The 19,574-nt window shown below is 31.2% G+C and carries 17 protein-coding genes; 10 read left to right on the forward strand and 7 right to left on the reverse strand.

Annotated features, from left to right (window positions below):
• Positions 1-89: 89 nt before the first annotated feature.
• Positions 90-227 (forward strand): hypothetical protein, encoded by a 138-nt coding sequence (locus AVL50_RS32960; RefSeq protein ID WP_157491284.1) that lies wholly within the window; start codon positions 90-92, stop codon positions 225-227.
• A 113-nt stretch (positions 228-340) separates the two neighbouring features.
• On the opposite strand, the gene AVL50_RS11335 is transcribed toward AVL50_RS32960, so the two are convergent.
• Positions 341-3,286 (reverse strand): caspase family protein, encoded by a 2,946-nt coding sequence (locus AVL50_RS11335; RefSeq protein WP_172826818.1) that lies wholly within the window; start codon positions 3,284-3,286, stop codon positions 341-343.
• 307 nt (positions 3,287-3,593) lie between these two features.
• Between AVL50_RS11335 and AVL50_RS11340 the strand changes: the two genes are divergently transcribed.
• The 5 genes from AVL50_RS11340 to AVL50_RS32965 all read left to right on the forward strand — a co-directional run bounded on the left by AVL50_RS11340 (position 3,594) and on the right by AVL50_RS32965 (position 7,352).
• Positions 3,594-4,406, forward strand: coding sequence for a metallophosphoesterase (locus AVL50_RS11340; protein ID WP_216639038.1), 813 nt, complete (start codon positions 3,594-3,596; stop codon positions 4,404-4,406).
• A 147-nt stretch (positions 4,407-4,553) separates the two neighbouring features.
• Positions 4,554-4,952, forward strand: a complete 399-nt coding sequence (locus AVL50_RS11345; protein ID WP_062616620.1) for a hypothetical protein — start codon at positions 4,554-4,556, stop codon at positions 4,950-4,952.
• 228 nt (positions 4,953-5,180) lie between these two features.
• On the forward strand, positions 5,181-6,146 hold the full coding sequence (locus AVL50_RS11355; RefSeq protein WP_062616622.1) for a helix-turn-helix domain-containing protein: 966 nt from the start codon (positions 5,181-5,183) through the stop codon (positions 6,144-6,146).
• Positions 6,147-6,211: 65 nt separating this feature from the next.
• Entirely contained in the window at positions 6,212-6,751 is a 540-nt protein-coding gene (gene mog / locus AVL50_RS11360; protein WP_062616623.1) for a molybdopterin adenylyltransferase, read from the forward strand.
• Positions 6,752-7,049: 298 nt separating this feature from the next.
• Positions 7,050-7,352, forward strand: a complete 303-nt coding sequence (locus AVL50_RS32965; RefSeq protein WP_062616624.1) for a hypothetical protein — start codon at positions 7,050-7,052, stop codon at positions 7,350-7,352.
• Between the two features lie 72 nt (positions 7,353-7,424).
• Here the strand turns inward: AVL50_RS32965 and AVL50_RS11370 are convergent, their stop codons facing one another.
• Positions 7,425-8,045, reverse strand: coding sequence for a transglycosylase SLT domain-containing protein (locus AVL50_RS11370; RefSeq protein WP_082795762.1), 621 nt, complete (start codon positions 8,043-8,045; stop codon positions 7,425-7,427).
• A gap of 332 nt (positions 8,046-8,377) precedes the next feature.
• On the opposite strand from AVL50_RS11370, the gene AVL50_RS11380 reads away from it, so the two are divergent.
• The 4 genes from AVL50_RS11380 (at position 8,378) to AVL50_RS11395 (ending at position 12,568) form a co-directional block, all read left to right on the forward strand.
• On the forward strand, positions 8,378-9,283 hold the full coding sequence (locus tag AVL50_RS11380; RefSeq protein ID WP_062616627.1) for a glycerophosphodiester phosphodiesterase: 906 nt from the start codon (positions 8,378-8,380) through the stop codon (positions 9,281-9,283).
• Positions 9,284-9,449: 166 nt separating this feature from the next.
• Positions 9,450-10,292 (forward strand): 1,4-dihydroxy-2-naphthoyl-CoA synthase, encoded by an 843-nt coding sequence (locus tag AVL50_RS11385; RefSeq protein ID WP_062616628.1) that lies wholly within the window; start codon positions 9,450-9,452, stop codon positions 10,290-10,292.
• A gap of 350 nt (positions 10,293-10,642) precedes the next feature.
• Positions 10,643-11,227, forward strand: coding sequence for a DUF1287 domain-containing protein (locus AVL50_RS11390; RefSeq protein ID WP_062616629.1), 585 nt, complete (start codon positions 10,643-10,645; stop codon positions 11,225-11,227).
• Positions 11,228-11,263: 36 nt separating this feature from the next.
• Positions 11,264-12,568: an ATP-binding protein gene (locus AVL50_RS11395; protein WP_062616630.1), complete on the forward strand. Its 1,305-nt coding sequence runs from the start codon at positions 11,264-11,266 to the stop codon at positions 12,566-12,568.
• 40 nt (positions 12,569-12,608) lie between these two features.
• Here the strand turns inward: AVL50_RS11395 and AVL50_RS11400 are convergent, their stop codons facing one another.
• The 5 genes from AVL50_RS11400 to AVL50_RS11420 all read right to left on the reverse strand — a co-directional run bounded on the left by AVL50_RS11400 (position 12,609) and on the right by AVL50_RS11420 (position 19,500).
• On the reverse strand, positions 12,609-13,187 hold the full coding sequence (locus AVL50_RS11400) for a hypothetical protein (protein ID WP_062616631.1): 579 nt from the start codon (positions 13,185-13,187) through the stop codon (positions 12,609-12,611).
• 1 nt (position 13,188) lies between these two features.
• Positions 13,189-14,157, reverse strand: a complete 969-nt coding sequence (locus tag AVL50_RS11405) for a hypothetical protein (protein ID WP_062616632.1) — start codon at positions 14,155-14,157, stop codon at positions 13,189-13,191.
• A gap of 173 nt (positions 14,158-14,330) precedes the next feature.
• The gene (locus AVL50_RS11410) at positions 14,331-16,094 is read right to left on the reverse strand and encodes an ATP-binding protein (protein ID WP_062616633.1); all 1,764 of its coding nucleotides are present in this window, start codon (positions 16,092-16,094) and stop codon (positions 14,331-14,333) included.
• A gap of 2 nt (positions 16,095-16,096) precedes the next feature.
• Positions 16,097-16,702: a response regulator transcription factor gene (locus tag AVL50_RS11415; protein WP_062616634.1), complete on the reverse strand. Its 606-nt coding sequence runs from the start codon at positions 16,700-16,702 to the stop codon at positions 16,097-16,099.
• A 122-nt stretch (positions 16,703-16,824) separates the two neighbouring features.
• Positions 16,825-19,500, reverse strand: coding sequence for a hypothetical protein (locus AVL50_RS11420; RefSeq protein WP_062616635.1), 2,676 nt, complete (start codon positions 19,498-19,500; stop codon positions 16,825-16,827).
• Positions 19,501-19,574: the final 74 nt, after the last annotated feature.

The raw sequence follows: 19,574 nt of genomic DNA on the forward strand, positions 1-19,574 counted from the left end.
AGTCAAAAGCTAAATTTCATTCCACTCGCCTCAATGATTTTAAACTCGCTTTGCTCAGACAAGAAAATCATTTTTAAACGGCTCAATTCATGAAATTCTTAACGCTTTTCCCTTCAATGCCAGTGGGAGTACTACCAGACTATAATGGTAGAAAGCCCACTGGCGCGAATGTTAAGCGTAAGCGTCATTCGTGTCCTTCATATCATCAGAAATCTCCAGATTTCTAAATACCACAAATAACAAAAACTTAGTTTACAGTGTAATAAGTACTAAGCTAAAAATAAACAAAAATTAATTTTGGCTTAGTACTCTTTACAAGAATAAAGGAATATGAATTGTATTAATCTACAAAAATAGGGAAATCCGGCACTCCATAAGGTATGATTGAAGTAGGAGATTGCTTGCCAGAAGTCAATTCTTTTACTCTTCTAGAAAGATACCAATCTAAGGATTTTATATAAATAACACCTTTTTGGTCTTGATCAGCTTTACCTTTAAGTCCTTCAATTAGAGCCTCTGTAAATGCACCATTTTTCCATTGATCACTTTCTACAGAAAGTTGATTACCTGTAGATGAGGTAAAAACTATTGCTCCATTTTCAGCATCCGATAATTCATTGATAGTTTTGGTGAGATTCAATCCTGTTGAACGTGCTCCATTAATCACATTTCCAGAATGACAGGTGTCAATGAATAAAACAACCTTTCCAGGAATGGTAGAAATAGTATATTGAAACTCACCAAAAAATAAGCAAGTTCTTCGAATGCTGTTTAAATCTGAATCATGCGGAAGGTAATAAAATGCTCCATTTCTATCATTCATACCGTGGCCAGCTATAAAAATCATAGCTACATCTTTACTAGTAGTTTCATTTTGAATCCATTCCAAAGCATCCAATATATTCCCTTTTGTAGCTTCACTATCAGTTAGCAACTTATGATAAATATTCTGATAAAGTCCACCTTGTTGTGTTTGGATGGCAGTCTTAAAATCATTAGCGTCTTTAGCCCCGTATTTCAAATTAAGTCCAGAATTTAAATAATCACTCACACCAATCGAGAGAAGATAAAGGTTAGGTTTAGGTGCAGTTTCTTTCTCTCCGCTCCATTTTATCATCACTGATGACGGTTCACTCCAACCATTTTCATTTTTGGCAATGACTTGAAGAAAACAGTCCATCTTTGGAAGTGAGACATCTATCAAGCTCACTTCATCTTTTTTCAAATGTAATCCTCTACTTTGGTCAATCGTCTCACCGTTGACCAATACTTTAACCTCTTCAATTGCAGATCCGTTTAACGATTTTGCTGTGTATTCTAATTTGAGATTAGAGCTAGAAACAGTTTCACCCATACTTGGGTATTTTATTTTTACAAAAGGAGGGAGTTTATCAATTAAATCTTCATTATTGATTGATCTAGTTTTAAAAGGTACAGTTGATGGTGTGATAAAAGTATTAATAGTATCAGGATGATAATAGGCCTCTCTCAAGCGGGAAACATCATAGAAGTGAGTACTTTTCTTGGAAACATTGACATGCCAACCTAAATATTTTTCTGCACCAACTGAAGTGTCATAATAGCCGTCTTTTGTATAAAACATCCACTTTTGAGAAGTAGGATCAATGAATAAAGAAAGCAGATAGTCATTTTTGACTTTTGGAGCATATTGGAATCCAAATTTCGAGGTGGTTTTATTGATAATAATATTCTTTATCTCACTACCTCTTTGAATGCTAAATCTATAGCTTCCTTTTCGTTGAATCAAGAGGGAGAGTTCTTTACTATTTGAAACGGGATACCCATTGACAGAGAGGATGATATCACCTTTCCGAATACCAGAACTATAAGCAAGACCTGTTGTTTTTACAGTGTTTAATTTTACACCATTTATGGCTTTAAATTCAGTATTGTACCATCTTATACTACCGTCTTGAGCAAAAGTTACTATCTTTTTCTGATCTTGAGTGATAATGATATTGACAATAGGAGAAGGAACATCAATATTCCATAATAATTCATTTTGGTCAGTCATATAATATATACCTCTGTGTGTACCTAATGCAACAAATTTACCATCTTGAGAAACATCAACAGCTTGGCAGAATTCATAATCATTGATAAACTTTACAGTATCCTCATTGATCAAAGGGAACATAGAGTAATTCCAATCGCTAACGGTAGTATGTTTTCGTTGCTCTTTTGCAAAATAAAAAGATTCTTCAGGGGCAATAAAACTTCTTGTATTAATGTCAAAACTAATTTTTTCTGACTTCGATTTGATAGTTATTATATTGGCAGTTTCATTAATACCAAAATCGTGCATTTTGCTGTTGAAGTAATCTAAATGATGGCTTTCTTTATGGTATATAGTTTTGAATTGATTATCTAAAACAATGATTTCAGGAAGATTACTGATACATAAATATTGATCTTCAATTCGTCTGATATGAGTAATATTTCCATTACCCACAAGTATTTTTTTGATAATTCCTTTTTCTGGATGCTGTATTGCAATATTTTGTTTGTACTTAGAAATACTATCAGAAAAAGAGATAATTAATTCATTGTTTTTTGTCGAGAGTAGTGTATTTATCCTATGTGCATCCTTAATTTGAATATCTTTCTTGAATTTAAATTCCCCATTTTGGGATAGCTGATACTGAGAAATTATTGGACTATTGAGGTAAACTATTGAAGCTGTATTTTTCTCTTTATTAAGAATTAATCCTCTTGGAGCATCATATTTAGTTTTAAGTTTTTTCTTTAAGTTATATTCTAAATCATAGATATAAATATATCCATCCAACGAAGCAATAAATAATTGATTTTTAGGACCAAATAAAATACTTCTAGTTTCATCTTCCAGCTGATTTAAGACCTTTTTCTTATAATAAATCCCACTTTTTACACCATAAATTGCAATTTGAGAATTACTATAGAACCCTACAATTAAATCATTATTTGCTGGATGAAATGTTATTTCACTAATTACATTGGGCAAACCGGAAATGACTTGTTTGATTTCCCAATTTTCCAGATCAAAAATATAAATATTCTTATGTTGCCCACTTTTACCTGTATAACCACCTACAGCTAACAATCTTTCATTATTTGAGATTGCACAAGCGAAAAGTTTACCATTCAATACTTCACCAATTGGAATTCTTAATGTTTTTATAAGCATCCCATTCTTTATATCCCATACCTTAATAGTTTTATCTTGTGAAGTAGTAAAATAATACTTCTTGGATTGGCAAACATCTGTAATTTCCTCCAAATGCATTTCATTATTTAACCGAAGGAATATTTCTTTTTGGGCATATAATCCATGAATTATAAGGAAAAAAGAAAGAGTAGTAGAAAGAAATTTTTTCTTGATGAAGAGCATAAATAGTTCATTTTTTATAAATAAAAATAATTAAAAGTGTCAAATTCACAAGATTTCTTTATTGTTAATTAACCTTTAGAAATCAATTTTTTGATTTAAAATTTAAACTATACTAGATAACTTTACATAAATAGCCCAACTATATTAAGAGATAGTTACTAATTGCAAGTATATGAATAGGAGGAAGTTTATCAAGAAAAGTTTGTTAGGTGTTTTCGGTACAGGATTAATTAAAGGACTATACACATGGCAGGTTGAACCTTTTTGGGCTGAATATGTAAAAAAGAAAATGTCAATTTCAAATTTACCTGAAGAACTTGTAGGTAAAACATTAATGCAAATTAGTGATATTCATATTGGTGACCACTTCAATTATAATTATATTATTGATTCATTTAAGAAAGCTCAAAAATTATCTCCTGATTATGTAGCATACACTAGTGATTATATTCATTATGATAATGATAATCAACTGAATCAGTTGGAAGAAGTATTAAAATATGCTGTAAAAGGTAAAATTGCTTCAGTTGGTATTTTAGGGAATCATGATTATGGCAGGAATTGGTCAGATAAAATTATTGCAGAAAAAGTATCGATGAAACTCTCTCAAAATGGGATTAACGTTTTAAATAATGACCAAAAAGAAATAGAGGGGTTAAACTTTATCGGTTTTGATGATTATCTAGGAGTGAATTTTAAACCTCAAGATGTTATGCAAAATTATGATAAATCTAAAGCTAATATTGTATTATGTCACAATCTTGATGTTTGTGATTTAGATGTATGGAACGGTTATCAAGGTTGGATTCTGGCGGGACACACACATGGAGGACAATGTAAACCACCATTTCTTAATGCATCAGTGTTACCTACTTTAAATAAAAGGTATACTCAAGGTGAAATTGATTTATTTGATGGAAGAACATTATATATTAATCGGGCATTAGGTTTTAAATGGCAAGTTCGCTTTAATGTTCGACCAGAAATTACAATTTTTACACTTGAAAAAGCATAATTTTGTCTTAATTCACCTCAAAACACAAATCAGGTGATTACGATGAGAATTTTTTTATATAAAAAGAACCTTGGACTTTTTGAATGAAACACAAGGCGAGTTTTCCGAAAAGCGTAAGTGAGTAGGTCGTAAAGCAAATTAATAATAATGAAAAACAAATTTCTTTCTTCAATTCTTTTCATTTTTGTATTACTAATAGGTTTATTTTCTTGTAGTAAGGAGGATGAGAAACTTGAAAACGTATCCACTCAAGTAAACTTAACAGTGGAAAAAGAAGAACAACCTGTCGCTGATGTAGATGTATATCTATTTAAGAAATTAGATCAAGGGGTAACTTCATTTGATCCTTTTTTCGCAGATAAAAATGTAACTACAGGAACTGAGGGAATAGCGGTTTTTGAATTAAATGGAGACTTTGATTTAAGTCTTAATTCTTCTGAAACTACGCTTTACTTTATTGTATTTGATGAAGCTGAAAATGTTTTAGGAAAAACAGAATTGACCATTAATAAAGGAGAGACAAAGGACGCTACACTTTCTTACTAATTAAAGAATTTTATACTGGAAAACGCTTTATTTGATATAAAAATAGAGCGTTTTTTCTTGTCCTTGATAATGCGAAGTACATTTGAAGAAGATTTTAAAGTGTGGGAAGTATTGATTTTTATTTTGAACTTAAGCAGACTTTTATTCAGTATACATTTTATATAGTCTGTAATTCTTTTTAATTTCGATTGTATTTTGGTACTAAAAAACAATTCAAACTTTATCAGCATGTATACAAATACGATACACGACTACAATCAGCACAAACAGTGGTTGAAAGATTTTTTTGAGGGAGAATTTATTCATCCCAACTTATTAAAAGTAGACAGTGATAAAGGAGAAGGGTTTATCTTTTTTTATAAAATTCACCCAAGCATCTATTTTATATATTACAATGTTGTAGCAAATCGAGATATCATTCTTGATCTAGATTACAGTAATGCTTCCTACTTTCAATATTTTGCTTCTTTTTTCAATAATACTATTTGTGTTCGAGATAAATATCAAAATACATTGCAGTCGTTAGAGAGCAATGGCTTTTATACATGTTCAAAGAAAATTTCAATTGTTAATCAAATACCGAAAGGACAAAAGCTTTATAACATCAATATTTATTTTTCAGAAGCATCTTTTACTGAAATTGATGACAAGGATATTGGAGAGTATTATTTAAGTAAGGAACATTTCTTTAATTATTTTGAGGAAAATCGTGATATTATCTTATTCAAAAATAGTCTTCAAGAGGTAAATCACTTTTCTGAAAAACTAAAAGCAAAAATACTTCCTGTGAAAATTCAGGAATTGTATTATTTATTTTTGAATACTTTGAAAAAAATTACTGTTCCAAGTCATGAGGTGAGTTTTAATGAAAGTAGTTTGAATGATTTGTTCAAACTCAGAAATAAACTGATAGAAAATTGGACTGTAAAACCTGATGTTGAGAATTTGATTCAAAAGGTGAAAGGGAAACCCGAAGAAATTGAAGAACAATTTGAAGCCGTTTTCGGTCATTCGATTACAACTTATTATTCTAACTATAAAATGGAATTAATCCGAATTGCGGTTTTGAATAATAATCAATCAATTTCAGAAATTGCTACAGAATTTGGTTATACTCATGTACAGCATTTTTCCACTACATTCAAAAGGAAATTTGGTTGCTCACCTTCTGAGTACTTACATCAACACGGGTAAGAAATATAACCCTAGAATAATGTAATGGGCCATTCAACGACTTTTAGAAATTACAAAATATACAAATGAGCGAAAAGAAATTAAAAATCGGAATTATCAATGTTTCAGATAGAGCAAGTAGAGGTGAATATGAAGATCTTCCTGGAAAAGAAGTTCGACGATTAATGAACCTTTGGCTTTCCACTCCATGGGAAGAAGTTTATGCAGTTGTTCCAGATGAGCAAGACTTGTTAGAAAAAGAAATGATTGACATGTCTGATAATAAAGGTTGTAGTTTAATCGTCACCACAGGAGGTACAGGCCCTGCGGTAAGAGATGTTACTCCAGAGGCAACTGAGGTGGTGTGTGAGAAAATGCTTCCTGGTTTTGGTGAGTTAATGAGACAAGTAAGCTTACAGTACGTGCCAACAGCAATTCTTTCTCGTCAAACAGCAGGAACACGAGGGAGTGCTTTAATTGTAAACCTTCCTGGTAAACCTAAGTCTATTAAGGAATGCCTTGAAGTAGTTTTTCCTGCAATTCCATACTGTATTGATTTAATAGAGGGGGCTTATATCACGACCAAAGAGGAGGAAATGAAAGTCTTCCGTCCAAAGCAGAAATAACATAATTTGGAAATAAGTTAAAACTTTATCAATAATATAAAATTTCAAGACCAATCATTATTTAGAAGATACTCTAATTGATTTCTTCTAAAAATGATTGGCCTTTTTGTTATAAAATTATCCATGAACCTTAAACTTTAAGATTTAATTAGTATTTCTTAATAATTACCTATAAATTAACATATTGTTAATAAAATTTCTTAATTGTGAACTGATTGGGTACCCAATTATTTAAATATGTCGAATAGAGAGTTTAAATTTTATAACGTAATAATCATTCACGCAAAAACTAATAAAGATGAAAAAAGAGAAGAAAAAAAAGACCAAAGTAATTAAACTAAAAGCTTCCGCATTAAAGAAAAAGAACAAAAAGCTAGCTTCTAAAAAGAAAGAGGCAAAGTTGAAAAACAAGAAGAAAGAAGAAAAAATCAAAGCAAAAAAGAAAGCCGCCAAAAAAGAAGCGAAGAAAAAAGTGAAGGCCAAAGCAAAGAAAAAGGCTGATAAAAAGGTAGCAAAGAAGAAAGAAAAAGTAAAGGCGAAAAAGAAATCTACCAAAAAGAAAGTAAAAGCCAAGAAAAAATCTGTAAAGAAAAGTGCTTAGATTATTTCTAAATAAAATCCTCCTCATGAATAGAAATGGGGAGGATTTTAATGTTTATAGTATATGTAAGTTTTAATCAAAATACTTATTCAAAGCCATATAATGGGCTAAGTAATGAATCAAATAAGTATGTGTGTTCTTGTTAATTTTATTAAGTTTTTCTACTCTCTGACTTTTCATGTAATTGATTGTACCTTGCAAACCTAAATGATGAGCTAAAATAACTTTCAAATAATCGTCTTCAAGGTAATTGAGGTGATGCATAAAATACTGTGCGACTGCATGTGTACTAGCCGTAACACACCCTCTCTTATCAGAGTTTTCATAGATTAAACCTAATTCTTTCGCGGTATCATGCTTGAATTGCCAGACACCCTTAGCTCCAGACCGACTTACTGCATTAGGATTCATATGACTTTCTAAAGCAGCCACATATTTTAAATCAGTATGCAATTTATACTTTGATAATATCCCATTTATATTAAAAATGGATTGATTGATTTGACTAAGGTATTCATGGTAAAACTTAGTCGACTTTGTCAACGAAAGATACTTTTGAAGAATTCTTTTCTTTCCATCATCATCGATTACAATTAGTTGGTTTGCAACCATAAGACTGTCGGGAATGGTAGTGGCAGTTGAGATATTGGAAATAAAAATAGAGCAAACAATAAGGGGTAATAATTTGAACATCTATGTAGTACTTGGTTTAAAAAGTTTACATCATACTCAACAATCAAGAGTTTATTTTAGTTCAAAATACGAAAATAAATTACTTGATTTTTTTTATGTAATAAATGAATAATAACATTTATGAAATACATTTACTGCCATCAAATTATATTAAAAATTGTCTAATACGTCATAAAAAAGGATATTGTAAGGTTACATCATCTACATGAAGAGTGTAGAAAGGAAGCTCTTTTTGGGTGAATTTTTCATCAATTCATTATTAAAAAAAGGTAAACCTTACAGGATTTCGAATTAAAACTCCAAATCTTAAAACCATATGTTTAACTTTAAATATGAAACAACTAAAACTATCACTACTATTCCTTTTTTTATTGTCCGCGTGTAACAATAAGCCTCAAACTTTGGATGTTCAAGGTCATAGAGGATGTCGAGGAATTTATCCTGAAAACACCATTGAAGCATTTACAAAAGCTTTAGAAATAGGTGTGACTACTTTAGAATTAGATGTCGTTATTACGAAAGACAAAAAAGTAGTTGTATCACATGAACCTTTTTTTTCTCATGAAATTACCATTTCTCCTGATGGGGAGAAGATCACAAAGGAGAACGAACATGATCATAATATCTATAAAATGAATTATGATGAAGTAAAAAAATATGATGTTGGAACAAGAGTTCATCCGAGGTTTCCTCTTCAGAAAAAGATGAAGACACATAAACCCCTTTTAAGTGATATGATCTTAAAGTCAGAAGACTATGCTCAATCCAAAGGTATTAAAAAGCCCCTCTATAACATTGAAATAAAAAGACACCCTAAATATGATAATCAATTTCATCCGCCAGTAAAAGAATTTGTTGGGTTAGTGCTGACAGTAATTAGTCAATTTGATATTAAGGAAAGGGTGTGTATTCAATCATTTGATATTGAGTCCTTGCAGGAAGTCCATCGTGTGGCCCCTGATATGATAACAGTATTACTTGTAGAAAATAAAAAGTCTTTTGAAGAAAACCTTCAATTATTGGGTTTTGAGCCTCAAATTTATAGCCCTTATTTTGAATATGTCAAAGCTGACCTCGTTAAGAAGTGTCATGATAAAGGAATTCAGCTGATTCCATGGACAGTGAATGAGGAGGAGGATATGTTAGAAATGATACAATTAAATGTTGATGGTATCATCACTGATTTTCCTAAGCGTTTAAGAAATGTGATGGAAGAGGAAGGAATAAAAATGAAATAAACATTTACTTGAAAGGGTATTACTTAGATAATATTGAACTGAAGTTCTGTACATATCGAAAAAATAGTGAAAAATATATTCTATCCTCTATTTTTCATTCCTTATTGTATAGTTCTATCTACTATAGTTCTTAAATTAGCATCACTTTAAAAACAAACATATAGCAATGGCAAATTTAGAGTGGAAAACAATTAAAGAATACGAAGAAATCACATTCAAGGAGTTGAATGGAGTTGCTCGTATTGCGATCAATAGACCGGAATGCCGTAACGCATTTACACCAAAAACAGTTGATGAAATATGGGAAGCATTAATTATTTGCCATGAAAGTCAAGAAATTGGGGTTGTGTTGATCACAGGTGAAGGACCTTCTCCAAAAGATGGAGGTTGGGCTTTCTGTTCAGGTGGTGACCAACGCGTAAGATCAAATACTGGTTATAAAGGAACAAACGGAGTAAACCGTTTCAACATCTTAGATGTTCAACGTCAGATTCGTTTTATGAATAAAGTTGTAATTGCTGTTGTACCAGGATGGTGCGTAGGTGGTGGTCACAGTTTGCATGTAGTTTGTGATATGACGCTTGCTAGTAAAGAGCATGCTCAGTTCAAACAAACTGATGCTGATGTAGCAAGTTTTGATGGTGGATTTGGTTCGGCTTACTTGGCAAGACAGGTTGGTCAAAAAAGAGCTAGAGAGATTTTCTTCTTAGGTGCAACTTATACTGCTCAAGAAGCTTATGAAATGGGAATGGTCAATAAAGTAGTTCCGCATGATGAGTTGGAACAAGAAGCTTATGACTGGGCTCAGGAAATTATGACAAAAAGTCCAACTGCAATCAAAATGTTGAAATTTGGTTTCAACTTAATTGATGATGGATTGGTAGGACAACAAGTATATGCAGGTGAAGCGACACGTTTAGCATATGGAACTGAAGAAGCTGTTGAAGGTAGAAATGCTTTCTTGGAGAAAAGGAAAAGAGATTTCTCTAAATTCCCTAAGTTTCCTTGATACATTTAATTGATCAGAAATAGTAGAAGAGACTTCATTTTTTAAAAGTGAAGTCTTTTTTATTGGTGTAAGGCAAATGATAGCTATTTAAAGTGAAATTTCTTTTTAATATCAAATTGCAACTACTAAAAACGTGAAAATTTAATCTTCATTTTATCTTTAGCTTTTTAATAGAGTGAACTTTATTCCGAACTCAATTTTTCTTCAATTAAGGTTATTATGTATGTAAAAGGGCGTAGCAATTTGGAACAAGAGTTGCAAATTGTGATAAGTACTAAGCCAAAAATACTTTTGTATTAGTACTTATATACTCTAAATTAAATTATTGGATCTCTGTTTTATATTACGTCATGAAATCAAAATTGCTTCACCTAATTTTATTTATTTTTTCTTCTGGATCTGCTTTTAGTCAAACTGACTTTTATAAAGAACTTGCAGATTCAACACTAACGCTAACAAAACAGTATGTAGTTTATGACCCTTCTTACTTTAGTTTAGATTACCCGAATGGAGATGTTCCTGCCAATAAAGGAGTTTGTACGGATGTAGTGATTAGGGCTTATAGAAAAATGGGAATTGATTTGCAGAAAGAAGTGCATGAAGACATGAAAGCTCACTTTAGTAAATACCCAAAGAACTGGGGCTTAACAAGAACAGATAAAAATATTGATCATAGAAGGGTTCCCAACTTAATGACCTTTTTTAGTAGATTCGGCACTGTATTACCTATTTCTGAAAAAGCAATTGATTATAAAGCAGGTGATATAGTTTGCTGGTCTTTCGGTGGTGGGTTAACTCATATAGGAATTGTATCAGCAAACAAAACATTTTTTAAACAAATTCCCATGATTATCCATAATATGGGAAGTGGCCAAGTTGAAGAAGATATACTTTTTGATTATGAAATTATAGGGCATTACCGCTATAAAAAGTAAATTTAAAGACTTTGAAAAACTAATAGTGCCATTAAAATGAATAATATAAAGAAAGTGATAAACTTTGGAGTTTCTGAAAATCAGTCCAAAGAGGAACAATCAAAAGTCCAACTTACCAATTTATTCTTAATTGTGATGTTCGGAGCTGTTCCCTTTTATTTTATCACTTTTTATATTATTGATATTTCAATTTTGAAAAAGAGTTGGGGCTTCTTGTTTCCACTTTTTATTTACCCCGTGGGAATGGTATTTTCATATAAAGGAGAAATCATACTCGCCAGACATTTTCTTATGATTGGCTTTATTTCTGGTATTTTTTATTTCTTACTGTTCTTAGGAGATGGAGTGGGGGTTGAAATGTTCTTTTTCGTAGTCATTGCTTTGTCCTATTTAATAAAACCACAAGACTCGCCTTATTTCAGTTATATCTATTTAGTGATTTGTGTGCTACTGCTGATTATTGGCTATCAGGATTGGTCATCATTTACAATTGAAATTGATAGTTCTATTAGAACAATGCTTTCTGTGGTGATGGCACCAATGGCAGTGATATTGCTCTTCTTTATGATCAAGTTTTTCAACGATGAAATCAATAATCATATCTCTGAAATTGATCATCAAAAACAACAATTGGAAACACTGAATGAAGAATTGAATCATTTTGCCTACATCGCTTCTCATAATCTAAATGAGCCTATTCGAACTATGGATAGTTTTATTGATATTATAAAAGAAGAATACCACAACCCTGATGATGAAGCCATCAATATTTACTTTTCATTTATTCAACAATCTTCTGAAAGAATGCATTCTATGATTGACAGTCTCCTTGCCTACTCAAAACTGGGTCAAGTAACTGATTTTAGACGTGTAGATATTTATCAGATGATTGAATTGGTAGAACAAGACCTTGGGAAATTAATAGAAGAAAATAAGGTGAATATTCATAAAACTCATTTACAAAAAATTGAATGTATGCCTTTGGAACTTCGACAAGTTTTCCAAAATTTGATTTCAAATGCCATAAAGTTTCAGCATCCAAATGTGAAACCAATAATAGAAATAAGTCAGCAAGAACATGCTACGCATTGGCGTTTTTGCATTTCAGATAATGGAATTGGAATTAAGGAAAATAAGCTAAAAGAAGTCTTCCAAATGTTTACTAAAATTCATAGATCAACGGAATATAATGGCAGTGGTATTGGGCTAGCATTCTGCAAGAAAATTGTAGAACTCCATTATGGTAAAATTTGGATTGAGTCCGTTCTTGATAAAGGTTCAAAGGTTTATTTTACTATTTCAAAAGAGCTCAAAAATCCCGCAATTGAAAATAATAAGTAGGGTAGAAGTAATAGTTGAAGTTGGTTGTTAAAATATTTTTTTACTGTTTACTAAAGTGGAAAGGAACATGTTGGCCGTTATTCATTACTTCATACCCTTGATATTGGTTATTTTGTATCATGTCATGTAAAAATTGAGAATTTCCTTTCAGCTTCAACTTTGCTTTTTTGATATCATCAAAATGAAAAATTGGTCCCAATACATCAAAAGAATAATTGGAAGCGTCTTGCAATATGACAAACTGAATATATGCGGGAGAAGGACTAAAATCTTTCATCACATTGGAGTCATCGTAATATAAGATGTAATCTTGTTCAAAAAGAAGTGAAGCTTCAGTGAGATCTGTAGTGTTACAGAATTCTGAAGTAGGATCAATTTCTATAAATGTCCATCCTCTAAGTTGATACATCAACGTTTCAAAAGTAGTTCTTTTGTTCTTATTAAGTGGAGTGTAGATGGGTAATTTTCCTTCTTTTACTGCTTCTAAAATAATATAAGCCATACTTTTATAAGCCTCATTACCTTTAAAAGTAGTATTGATATGTACTTCTTTATATTTCACTTGTGAGAAAGAAGGAATCGAAACAAAAAGAATAATTAGGTATGCAATAAATCTCATATTAAATAGAAGCAAATTTTTGATCGAGAGTTGCTTTAGATAATGGGTGTTCTGACACCTCAAACTCAATGGTATTCAATTTTTCTTTAGATAACTTCAAAAGTTGAGACTTATTGATTTCTCCAATTTTCACTTTATCTTTTTCTTTGAGTGGATCAAAAGTGAAAATTCTAATATTAGACAAGTCAGTATCTACTAAGGCAAAATCTTCCACAATATTATCTGAATTGATATAATAATAAATGACTGTATTGAGGTGAGGATAATAAACATAAATTTTCTTTAGTTCTTTATTCGTGACTTTTACTTGATAAGTAATCAATTCACTTTGCCCAATAAGGTAGTCATAGTTAAACAACCCATTACCTTTGATATTCATTGTTTTGTAAAGCCATTGAGATTCAGCATACCCCTCAGACCATTCATCACCCCAGTCATCTTCACCTTCAATGAATCCTTCAAAATTAGTTGCTCTAGGTTGTAGTGCTCCCCAATCATCAGAAGTTGTATTTGTTGAAGCATAATCCAAAACTGGTGAATTAAGATTATTCCATCTTTTTTTGATAGCATCAAATTGATAACCATTAAAATGGTCTGTTCCATCAGAGATGTATGAAACTTTTATTTCTTTTTGGTAATTGACTTTTTTCCCTTTGGCAGTCACTTGTATATCATACATACCACCTGAAATATAGATGCCATTTTGATCTTTCATTTGAATATCATCAGAAAGCATGTCATAATAATTGGCATATAATTTTACTGTGATGTCTACTTCATCAGTATTGAACTCATTTAAATTAAATGAGTTCTCTTGAATATGAAGCAATAAGCTATCTTCAAAAAAACTTAATGTACCGCAAGATGTATTGGTCCATTTTTGCTGTTGTATGGATTGGGCAAAAATATTAAAGTGTAGTAGAGCAAAGAACAGGAAACCTGTTATTTTATTTATTTTAAAGTGTAGCATGATTATGAGTTAATAAGAAGGATTTCTTTAGAAATAGTGTGTAAAGAACAAGAAATCAATCAATTATAATTTTAATGAATAACCACATTACACATTGAAAACATCATACCAACTTTCTGTAAACTATGTTTGAAGACAGAAATTATTTGATTTTAAAGATAAAAAAGTAGAATTTATTGATAGATATAGATATTTGAAATTGTAATAAAAGTTCCTTTGTCTTCTGAAGAGAAAGCTACATTTGCATTTAAAGCATTTACCCTAAATTTAATATTTTTCAAACCTATGCCTTCATTAACATCACATGTGTTGAAGCCCACACCATTATCTTCATAGAAAATACTCATTTTGTGTGTTTCATTATCAAGCATTAAGTCAATGAATACGTCTGTTGATTTACTGTGTTTGATAGCATTGCTGAAAAGTTCTTGCAAGATTCTATAGCAATGATTTTTGACCATTTGGGATTTTATAGGTATATCAATTGAATAGTTGACATGAATATTCAAACCATTACTTTTGTATTTTGCACACATATCGAGTAAAATATCTTCAAAATCCTCTTTGTCATATTCAGGAGAAACCAACCCATGACTTAAGCTTCTAACACTCTTAATAGTATGTTTCAAAATCTCTTTAACATTATCATTGTCCAGGTCCTTAGATTTATTGATCAATGCTAAGTTACCGCCCACATGATCATGAAGTTCCCTTCCAATCCTGTTTCTTTCATCTTCTTGACCTTTGATAACAGCCAAAGAATACTTTTGCTGAATCAGTTGATTTTGTATCTGTAAATCATTTCTCTCTTGAATAATGGAAGATGTTTTCTTTAGTATCAATAAGAGATAATAAATTATATTGATGGTGAAGATGATAAAATAAAGTGTTCTCGTAATATTGAATTTCTGGTAAGCACCCATGTTGGGTAACACTGAAAAGATAATAACAAAAAGGGAGGTCACTACAAATATCACTAATGTAGGAATAGCTAGACTTTCTTTTTCTTTAATCCCAATTACAATTACAATAAGGTATAAAAAGGTAACAACAAGCGGAGCTAAGATTGATAATTGTGCAACTATGAAATTTACAGTGTTGGGGTAATAAGAAGTAAAAGGATACATCAAGAAGCTAACAATTCCCATTACGCCAATCACATGAATGATCTTGAAAGTATATTTTGGGATTTTTTTAGTGTTATTAAAAATCAAATACACATAAAAATAAAATGTGAAAATAGCATAAGCATATGAACTTGTAATGAGGAGGTATTTTGTAAAGTCAAAATACTCATGACTCAAATAATTAGTAATAAGACCACTTTCAGTTTCAAAAAAGAGGAATGCACTAACAGCACTTAAAGTATAAAAGATGAAAAGTTTTTCCTTGATAATTAAGCCAAGTATTGCTCCAATAAACAACAAACTAATCACGATAGTCCTTGTAGTTAGTTTAATGCTTTCTTCATATTCAACTTCCTGCAGAAAATTTTTCTCTGTCATTACCCAAAAGAGGTTGTCAACAGGAAATCCTTTATTATTGATACGGTAATAAAAATTTACAACTTCTGTTCCGTTCATTTTGAACAATATAGGAAGCCCTAAGCTTCTGTCATATGTTGTAGGTTTGGAGTTATTTTTCATGTCAACCAAAAGTGTTGTACCACTTCTGTCAACTTTCCATAATTCCAAGTCTTCGAAAAGGATATAATTAAACCTTAAGACGTAATTTTCTGCTACGGTACTATGAATTGTAATCTTGTGATATTGAGTGTCTAAAAACCCATAATTTTCGTCAGAACATTCAGCGGTTGACAAGTTTTCAATATCAAAGCCAGATAAAGTACAATGAGATACAATTAAGTTGGTGTCCGTTTGTGCGTAAATATTAAACGTAAAAAGTAGTAGCAATATGTTAGTGAAAAGAATATACATTATTAAGTTAAAAGGTTTTCCACGGCGTATTTTATTAAACCGGCTTTTGAATCAATTTTTAATTTTTGTTTGATTTTTTTGCCATGAGTAATGGCAGTATCGGGGCTTATGTTTAATAACTCCCCAATCTCTTTCATTGTTTTCCCTTTTGCGATATACTTTAGCACTTCCTCTTCTCTTGGTGAAATGGGAGTGAAATTTTTATTAATATCTACATTTTCGTGCTCGATTTTCGGGCTCATATATACCTTGTCTTTCAGCACTGCCTCCGTTGCTGTTATGATGTCTTCTACATTATCATCCTTAAGCATATAACCTTGTACACCCAGCTTTTTGGCCTTTCTGATCAAAGAAGGTTTATTGTGCATAGATATAATAAGGTATTTAGTGACTTCTCCTCTTTTTATCACTTTTTCAATTAATTCTAACCCCTTCATATTCGGCATATCCATATCCACAAAGACTAAATCATAGTCATTGAAATTGTAAGACAAAGAGAGTATAGGATCATGAATGGTTATTATTTCTGATGGTATATATTTTTCTATTATTTGTTTCAACCCGTTACTAAATAACTCGTGATCGTCAATAATAAGGAATTTGTACATTTTAGATAAGTTGCATGAATACAATATAGACACTGAAAGTTAGTGCAATTATAGATGGAATGAAATACCCACAAGTTGGTATTTTTAATATAAAATTAGAGTAGGCTTGGTCTTAGATAGAATTATTTTAAGTCTTTGATAAACTTATCGAGGTCCACCTCTTTATCTAATCCCATTTTCTTTCTTAAACGGTACCTGTTCATGATTACACTTCGGTTGGTAATATTCATGATATTGGCAATTTCATTGTTATTCAAATTAAAACGGATAAGGGCAATTAATCGGTGATCATGTGAAGTTAGCTGAGGATATTTTTCGTTGAGCAGAACGATAAAATCATGGTGAAGTTCAGAAAATAGTTTATAGAAAATGAAGTTTTTCTTGTCATTGTTCATCTCATCATCAATTCTATCTATCCATAGCTTTGCATTTTTATGTTTGATGATGGATAAACCATCACTTAGCTGTCTTAAGAAATCATTTTTTCTTGAAAGTTCTTCCGCGTACTTTATTAATTGTTCATTTTTTATTTCAAGTGTTTTTTTATCAAGGTCAATTTTTTGCTGTTTTTTCTGTTTTACAGCCGCCTTTTGATTCATGATTTTCCAGGCGTTCATAACAATAACATAAAGTAGGAAAAGTGCAAAAATCAGGGGTAAGGTAACCCAGAAAGTTTGATACCACGTTTTTTGTATTTCAATGGGAAGGGAAGTGACAATAGGTGCGCTATTATTGATTTTAGCTTCCACAACATAATCATAATGACCACCAGAAAGCAAAGTATATTCTCTTTCATTAGTAATCCCCCAATCCGACCATTGATCATCAAAAGGAATAAGTTTCGTTCTGTATTCTACAATATCATTTTTGTCTTTTGCTACACCAAAAATGAACTTGATATTGTTTTCATTTTTTTTCAACTTAATTATTTTGTCAATAAAAGGATACATCAGCTTTTGACTTACATTCATTTTATCTGATACTATCACTTTAGAAATGACTGGTTCTGGAAGATCTATTGATCTGTACTTTGAGTTTGGATCAAAAGTTTTGACTCCTCTTTCAGTAGCTATTTGGAGTTCACCTTCATAAAAAGAAATAAATTCATGATCCTTCAAAAATTGATTTTGTAGGGATTTAAAAAGGTTGCTGTAATCATAGAAATTTCCGTTTACAATATTGATTCTCATATGCAGTTTTTCATTACTGATGTATGCATATGTCAATCCTTTATCAATAATTTGTAAAGCAGTCATTTGATGATCTATTAGGTTATTGAATGAAGGTATTTTGATGGCTTCAAATTGGCCCTGATTGAATGAGGTAACCTTTCCATCTACTAAAAATAATAATTCACCATTGTTTTGAGGAAATATTCTTTGAACAGATGGATGCTGTAGTACAGAAAATGCATGATTTGAATTGTATTGATATTGATGTAAAATACCATTGTTGGTCTTTGCCCAAATGCATTTATGCTCTTGATCATGATATAATTTTGGACTGCCGGGGTGTTTCAAGTGTTCTTCAATATTCAGTTTTCCTTTTTGTATTTTAGAAAGATAAAGCCCTGAATAAGTGGACAAAAAGTAATTTGTTTCTATCATGGAAATATCCATAACACCCACTGCCGTATAGAGCGGTATTAATTGGTTGTTTTTAAGTTGGAAAAGCCCTTTGTCATGACATACATATAAGATATTATTGAGTTTTTTAATGTTCCAAACTTGCCCTTGCGAATTGGGGATGATCTGAAACGGTTCATTATTTTTAGATTGATAAAGTCCTTTATTTGTAGCAAGTAAAATATTATTTCTTGTAACATTAAGGATTTTATAAGTAGCACCACTGTTGAAAATAGTTTTAATTTCTCTTTGTAATTCAATTTTTGATACCCCATAATCCAAACCACACCAAATATCTCCATTTTCATCATTGAAGACGGTTAAAATCGTATTGTCTTTCAGTCCATCTTTTGAAGAAATATGTTGTATAATTTTTTTCTTATTTAATGAATAAATAAACAGCCCTGAAGAAATGGTTCCAATGAGTAAATTTTCACTATTATATGATTTGATACAGAATATTCCTTCTTTGTAAATTTCCTCAGGAAGGTCAATCACTTTTTGAAAAATACCGCCATTAAAAGAATGAATGGAGCCATTAGTATAGAGTATATAGAGTTCGTTTTTATGAGTAAAAAGAGTTCTTACTTTTTGGTTTTCAGTTAAAGAATCTACAGCTATAAATTGATTTTCAATGATATGTCCTAGGTGATTCTCATTGTCAGTGGCCCAAATGGTATTGTTCCACTTCTTCAAGCTTGAAAAGCCTCCTTTGGTTCTGACTCTGATCTCTTTCTCAGTTTTCTTATCGTAGACAATTACTTGCTCTTCTGTTCTGAAATAGACCAGTTCCTTTGTGGTTTCAATATTCCAAATCTGACCGCCATTCACAGCACCGCAGCGTTTGTATTTTAAAGTGCCATTGTCGTTTTTATAATAATAACCAAACTCAATATTACCTCCAGACCAAATGATGTCATCTTCGACTTTCAATGTGATGATCACATCATTATTTTCAGTTGGAATTAGTTCCCAGGTGTCATTGATATTGACAAGGAGACCTTGGTTGTTTGCAATGTAGATAATATCATTTTTATCCTTAGCAATATCCCAATTCTGTCTTCCTGCACCATAATTGATTCTATCATAGGAGGTAACGGAAGGAATGACGGGTTGACTAAAGCAAAATACGACCTGTAATAAAAAAATTATAGTAATACTAATTTCTTTCATAGGCACAATTTACGTCTTTTTTAAAAGGATAAAAATAAGAAAAGCATGTTATTCAACTTCATTCAGAAGAATAA

It is taken from the genome of Flammeovirga sp. SJP92 (assembly GCF_001583495.1).
GTDB lineage: Bacteria > Bacteroidota > Bacteroidia > Cytophagales > Flammeovirgaceae > Flammeovirga.

Bases quoted from the DNA above. Each gene is read 5' to 3' on its own strand.
- AVL50_RS32960 (WP_157491284.1), top strand. From the start codon at position 90: ATGAAATTCTTAACGCTTTTCCCTTCAATGCCAGTGGGAGTACTACCA.
- AVL50_RS11335 (WP_172826818.1), bottom strand. From the start codon at position 3,286: ATGCATTTGGAGGAAATTACAGATGTTTGCCAATCCAAGAAGTATTAT.
- AVL50_RS11345 (WP_062616620.1), top strand. From the start codon at position 4,554: ATGAAAAACAAATTTCTTTCTTCAATTCTTTTCATTTTTGTATTACTA.
- AVL50_RS11355 (WP_062616622.1), top strand. From the start codon at position 5,181: ATGTATACAAATACGATACACGACTACAATCAGCACAAACAGTGGTTG.
- mog (WP_062616623.1), top strand. From the start codon at position 6,212: ATGAGCGAAAAGAAATTAAAAATCGGAATTATCAATGTTTCAGATAGA.
- AVL50_RS32965 (WP_062616624.1), top strand. From the start codon at position 7,050: ATGAAAAAAGAGAAGAAAAAAAAGACCAAAGTAATTAAACTAAAAGCT.
- AVL50_RS11370 (WP_082795762.1), bottom strand. From the start codon at position 8,045: ATGTTCAAATTATTACCCCTTATTGTTTGCTCTATTTTTATTTCCAAT.
- AVL50_RS11380 (WP_062616627.1), top strand. From the start codon at position 8,378: ATGAAACAACTAAAACTATCACTACTATTCCTTTTTTTATTGTCCGCG.
- AVL50_RS11385 (WP_062616628.1), top strand. From the start codon at position 9,450: ATGGCAAATTTAGAGTGGAAAACAATTAAAGAATACGAAGAAATCACA.
- AVL50_RS11390 (WP_062616629.1), top strand. From the start codon at position 10,643: ATGAAATCAAAATTGCTTCACCTAATTTTATTTATTTTTTCTTCTGGA.
- AVL50_RS11395 (WP_062616630.1), top strand. From the start codon at position 11,264: ATGAATAATATAAAGAAAGTGATAAACTTTGGAGTTTCTGAAAATCAG.
- AVL50_RS11400 (WP_062616631.1), bottom strand. From the start codon at position 13,187: ATGAGATTTATTGCATACCTAATTATTCTTTTTGTTTCGATTCCTTCT.
- AVL50_RS11405 (WP_062616632.1), bottom strand. From the start codon at position 14,157: ATGCTACACTTTAAAATAAATAAAATAACAGGTTTCCTGTTCTTTGCT.
- AVL50_RS11410 (WP_062616633.1), bottom strand. From the start codon at position 16,094: ATGTATATTCTTTTCACTAACATATTGCTACTACTTTTTACGTTTAAT.
- AVL50_RS11415 (WP_062616634.1), bottom strand. From the start codon at position 16,702: ATGTACAAATTCCTTATTATTGACGATCACGAGTTATTTAGTAACGGG.
- AVL50_RS11420 (WP_062616635.1), bottom strand. From the start codon at position 19,500: ATGAAAGAAATTAGTATTACTATAATTTTTTTATTACAGGTCGTATTT.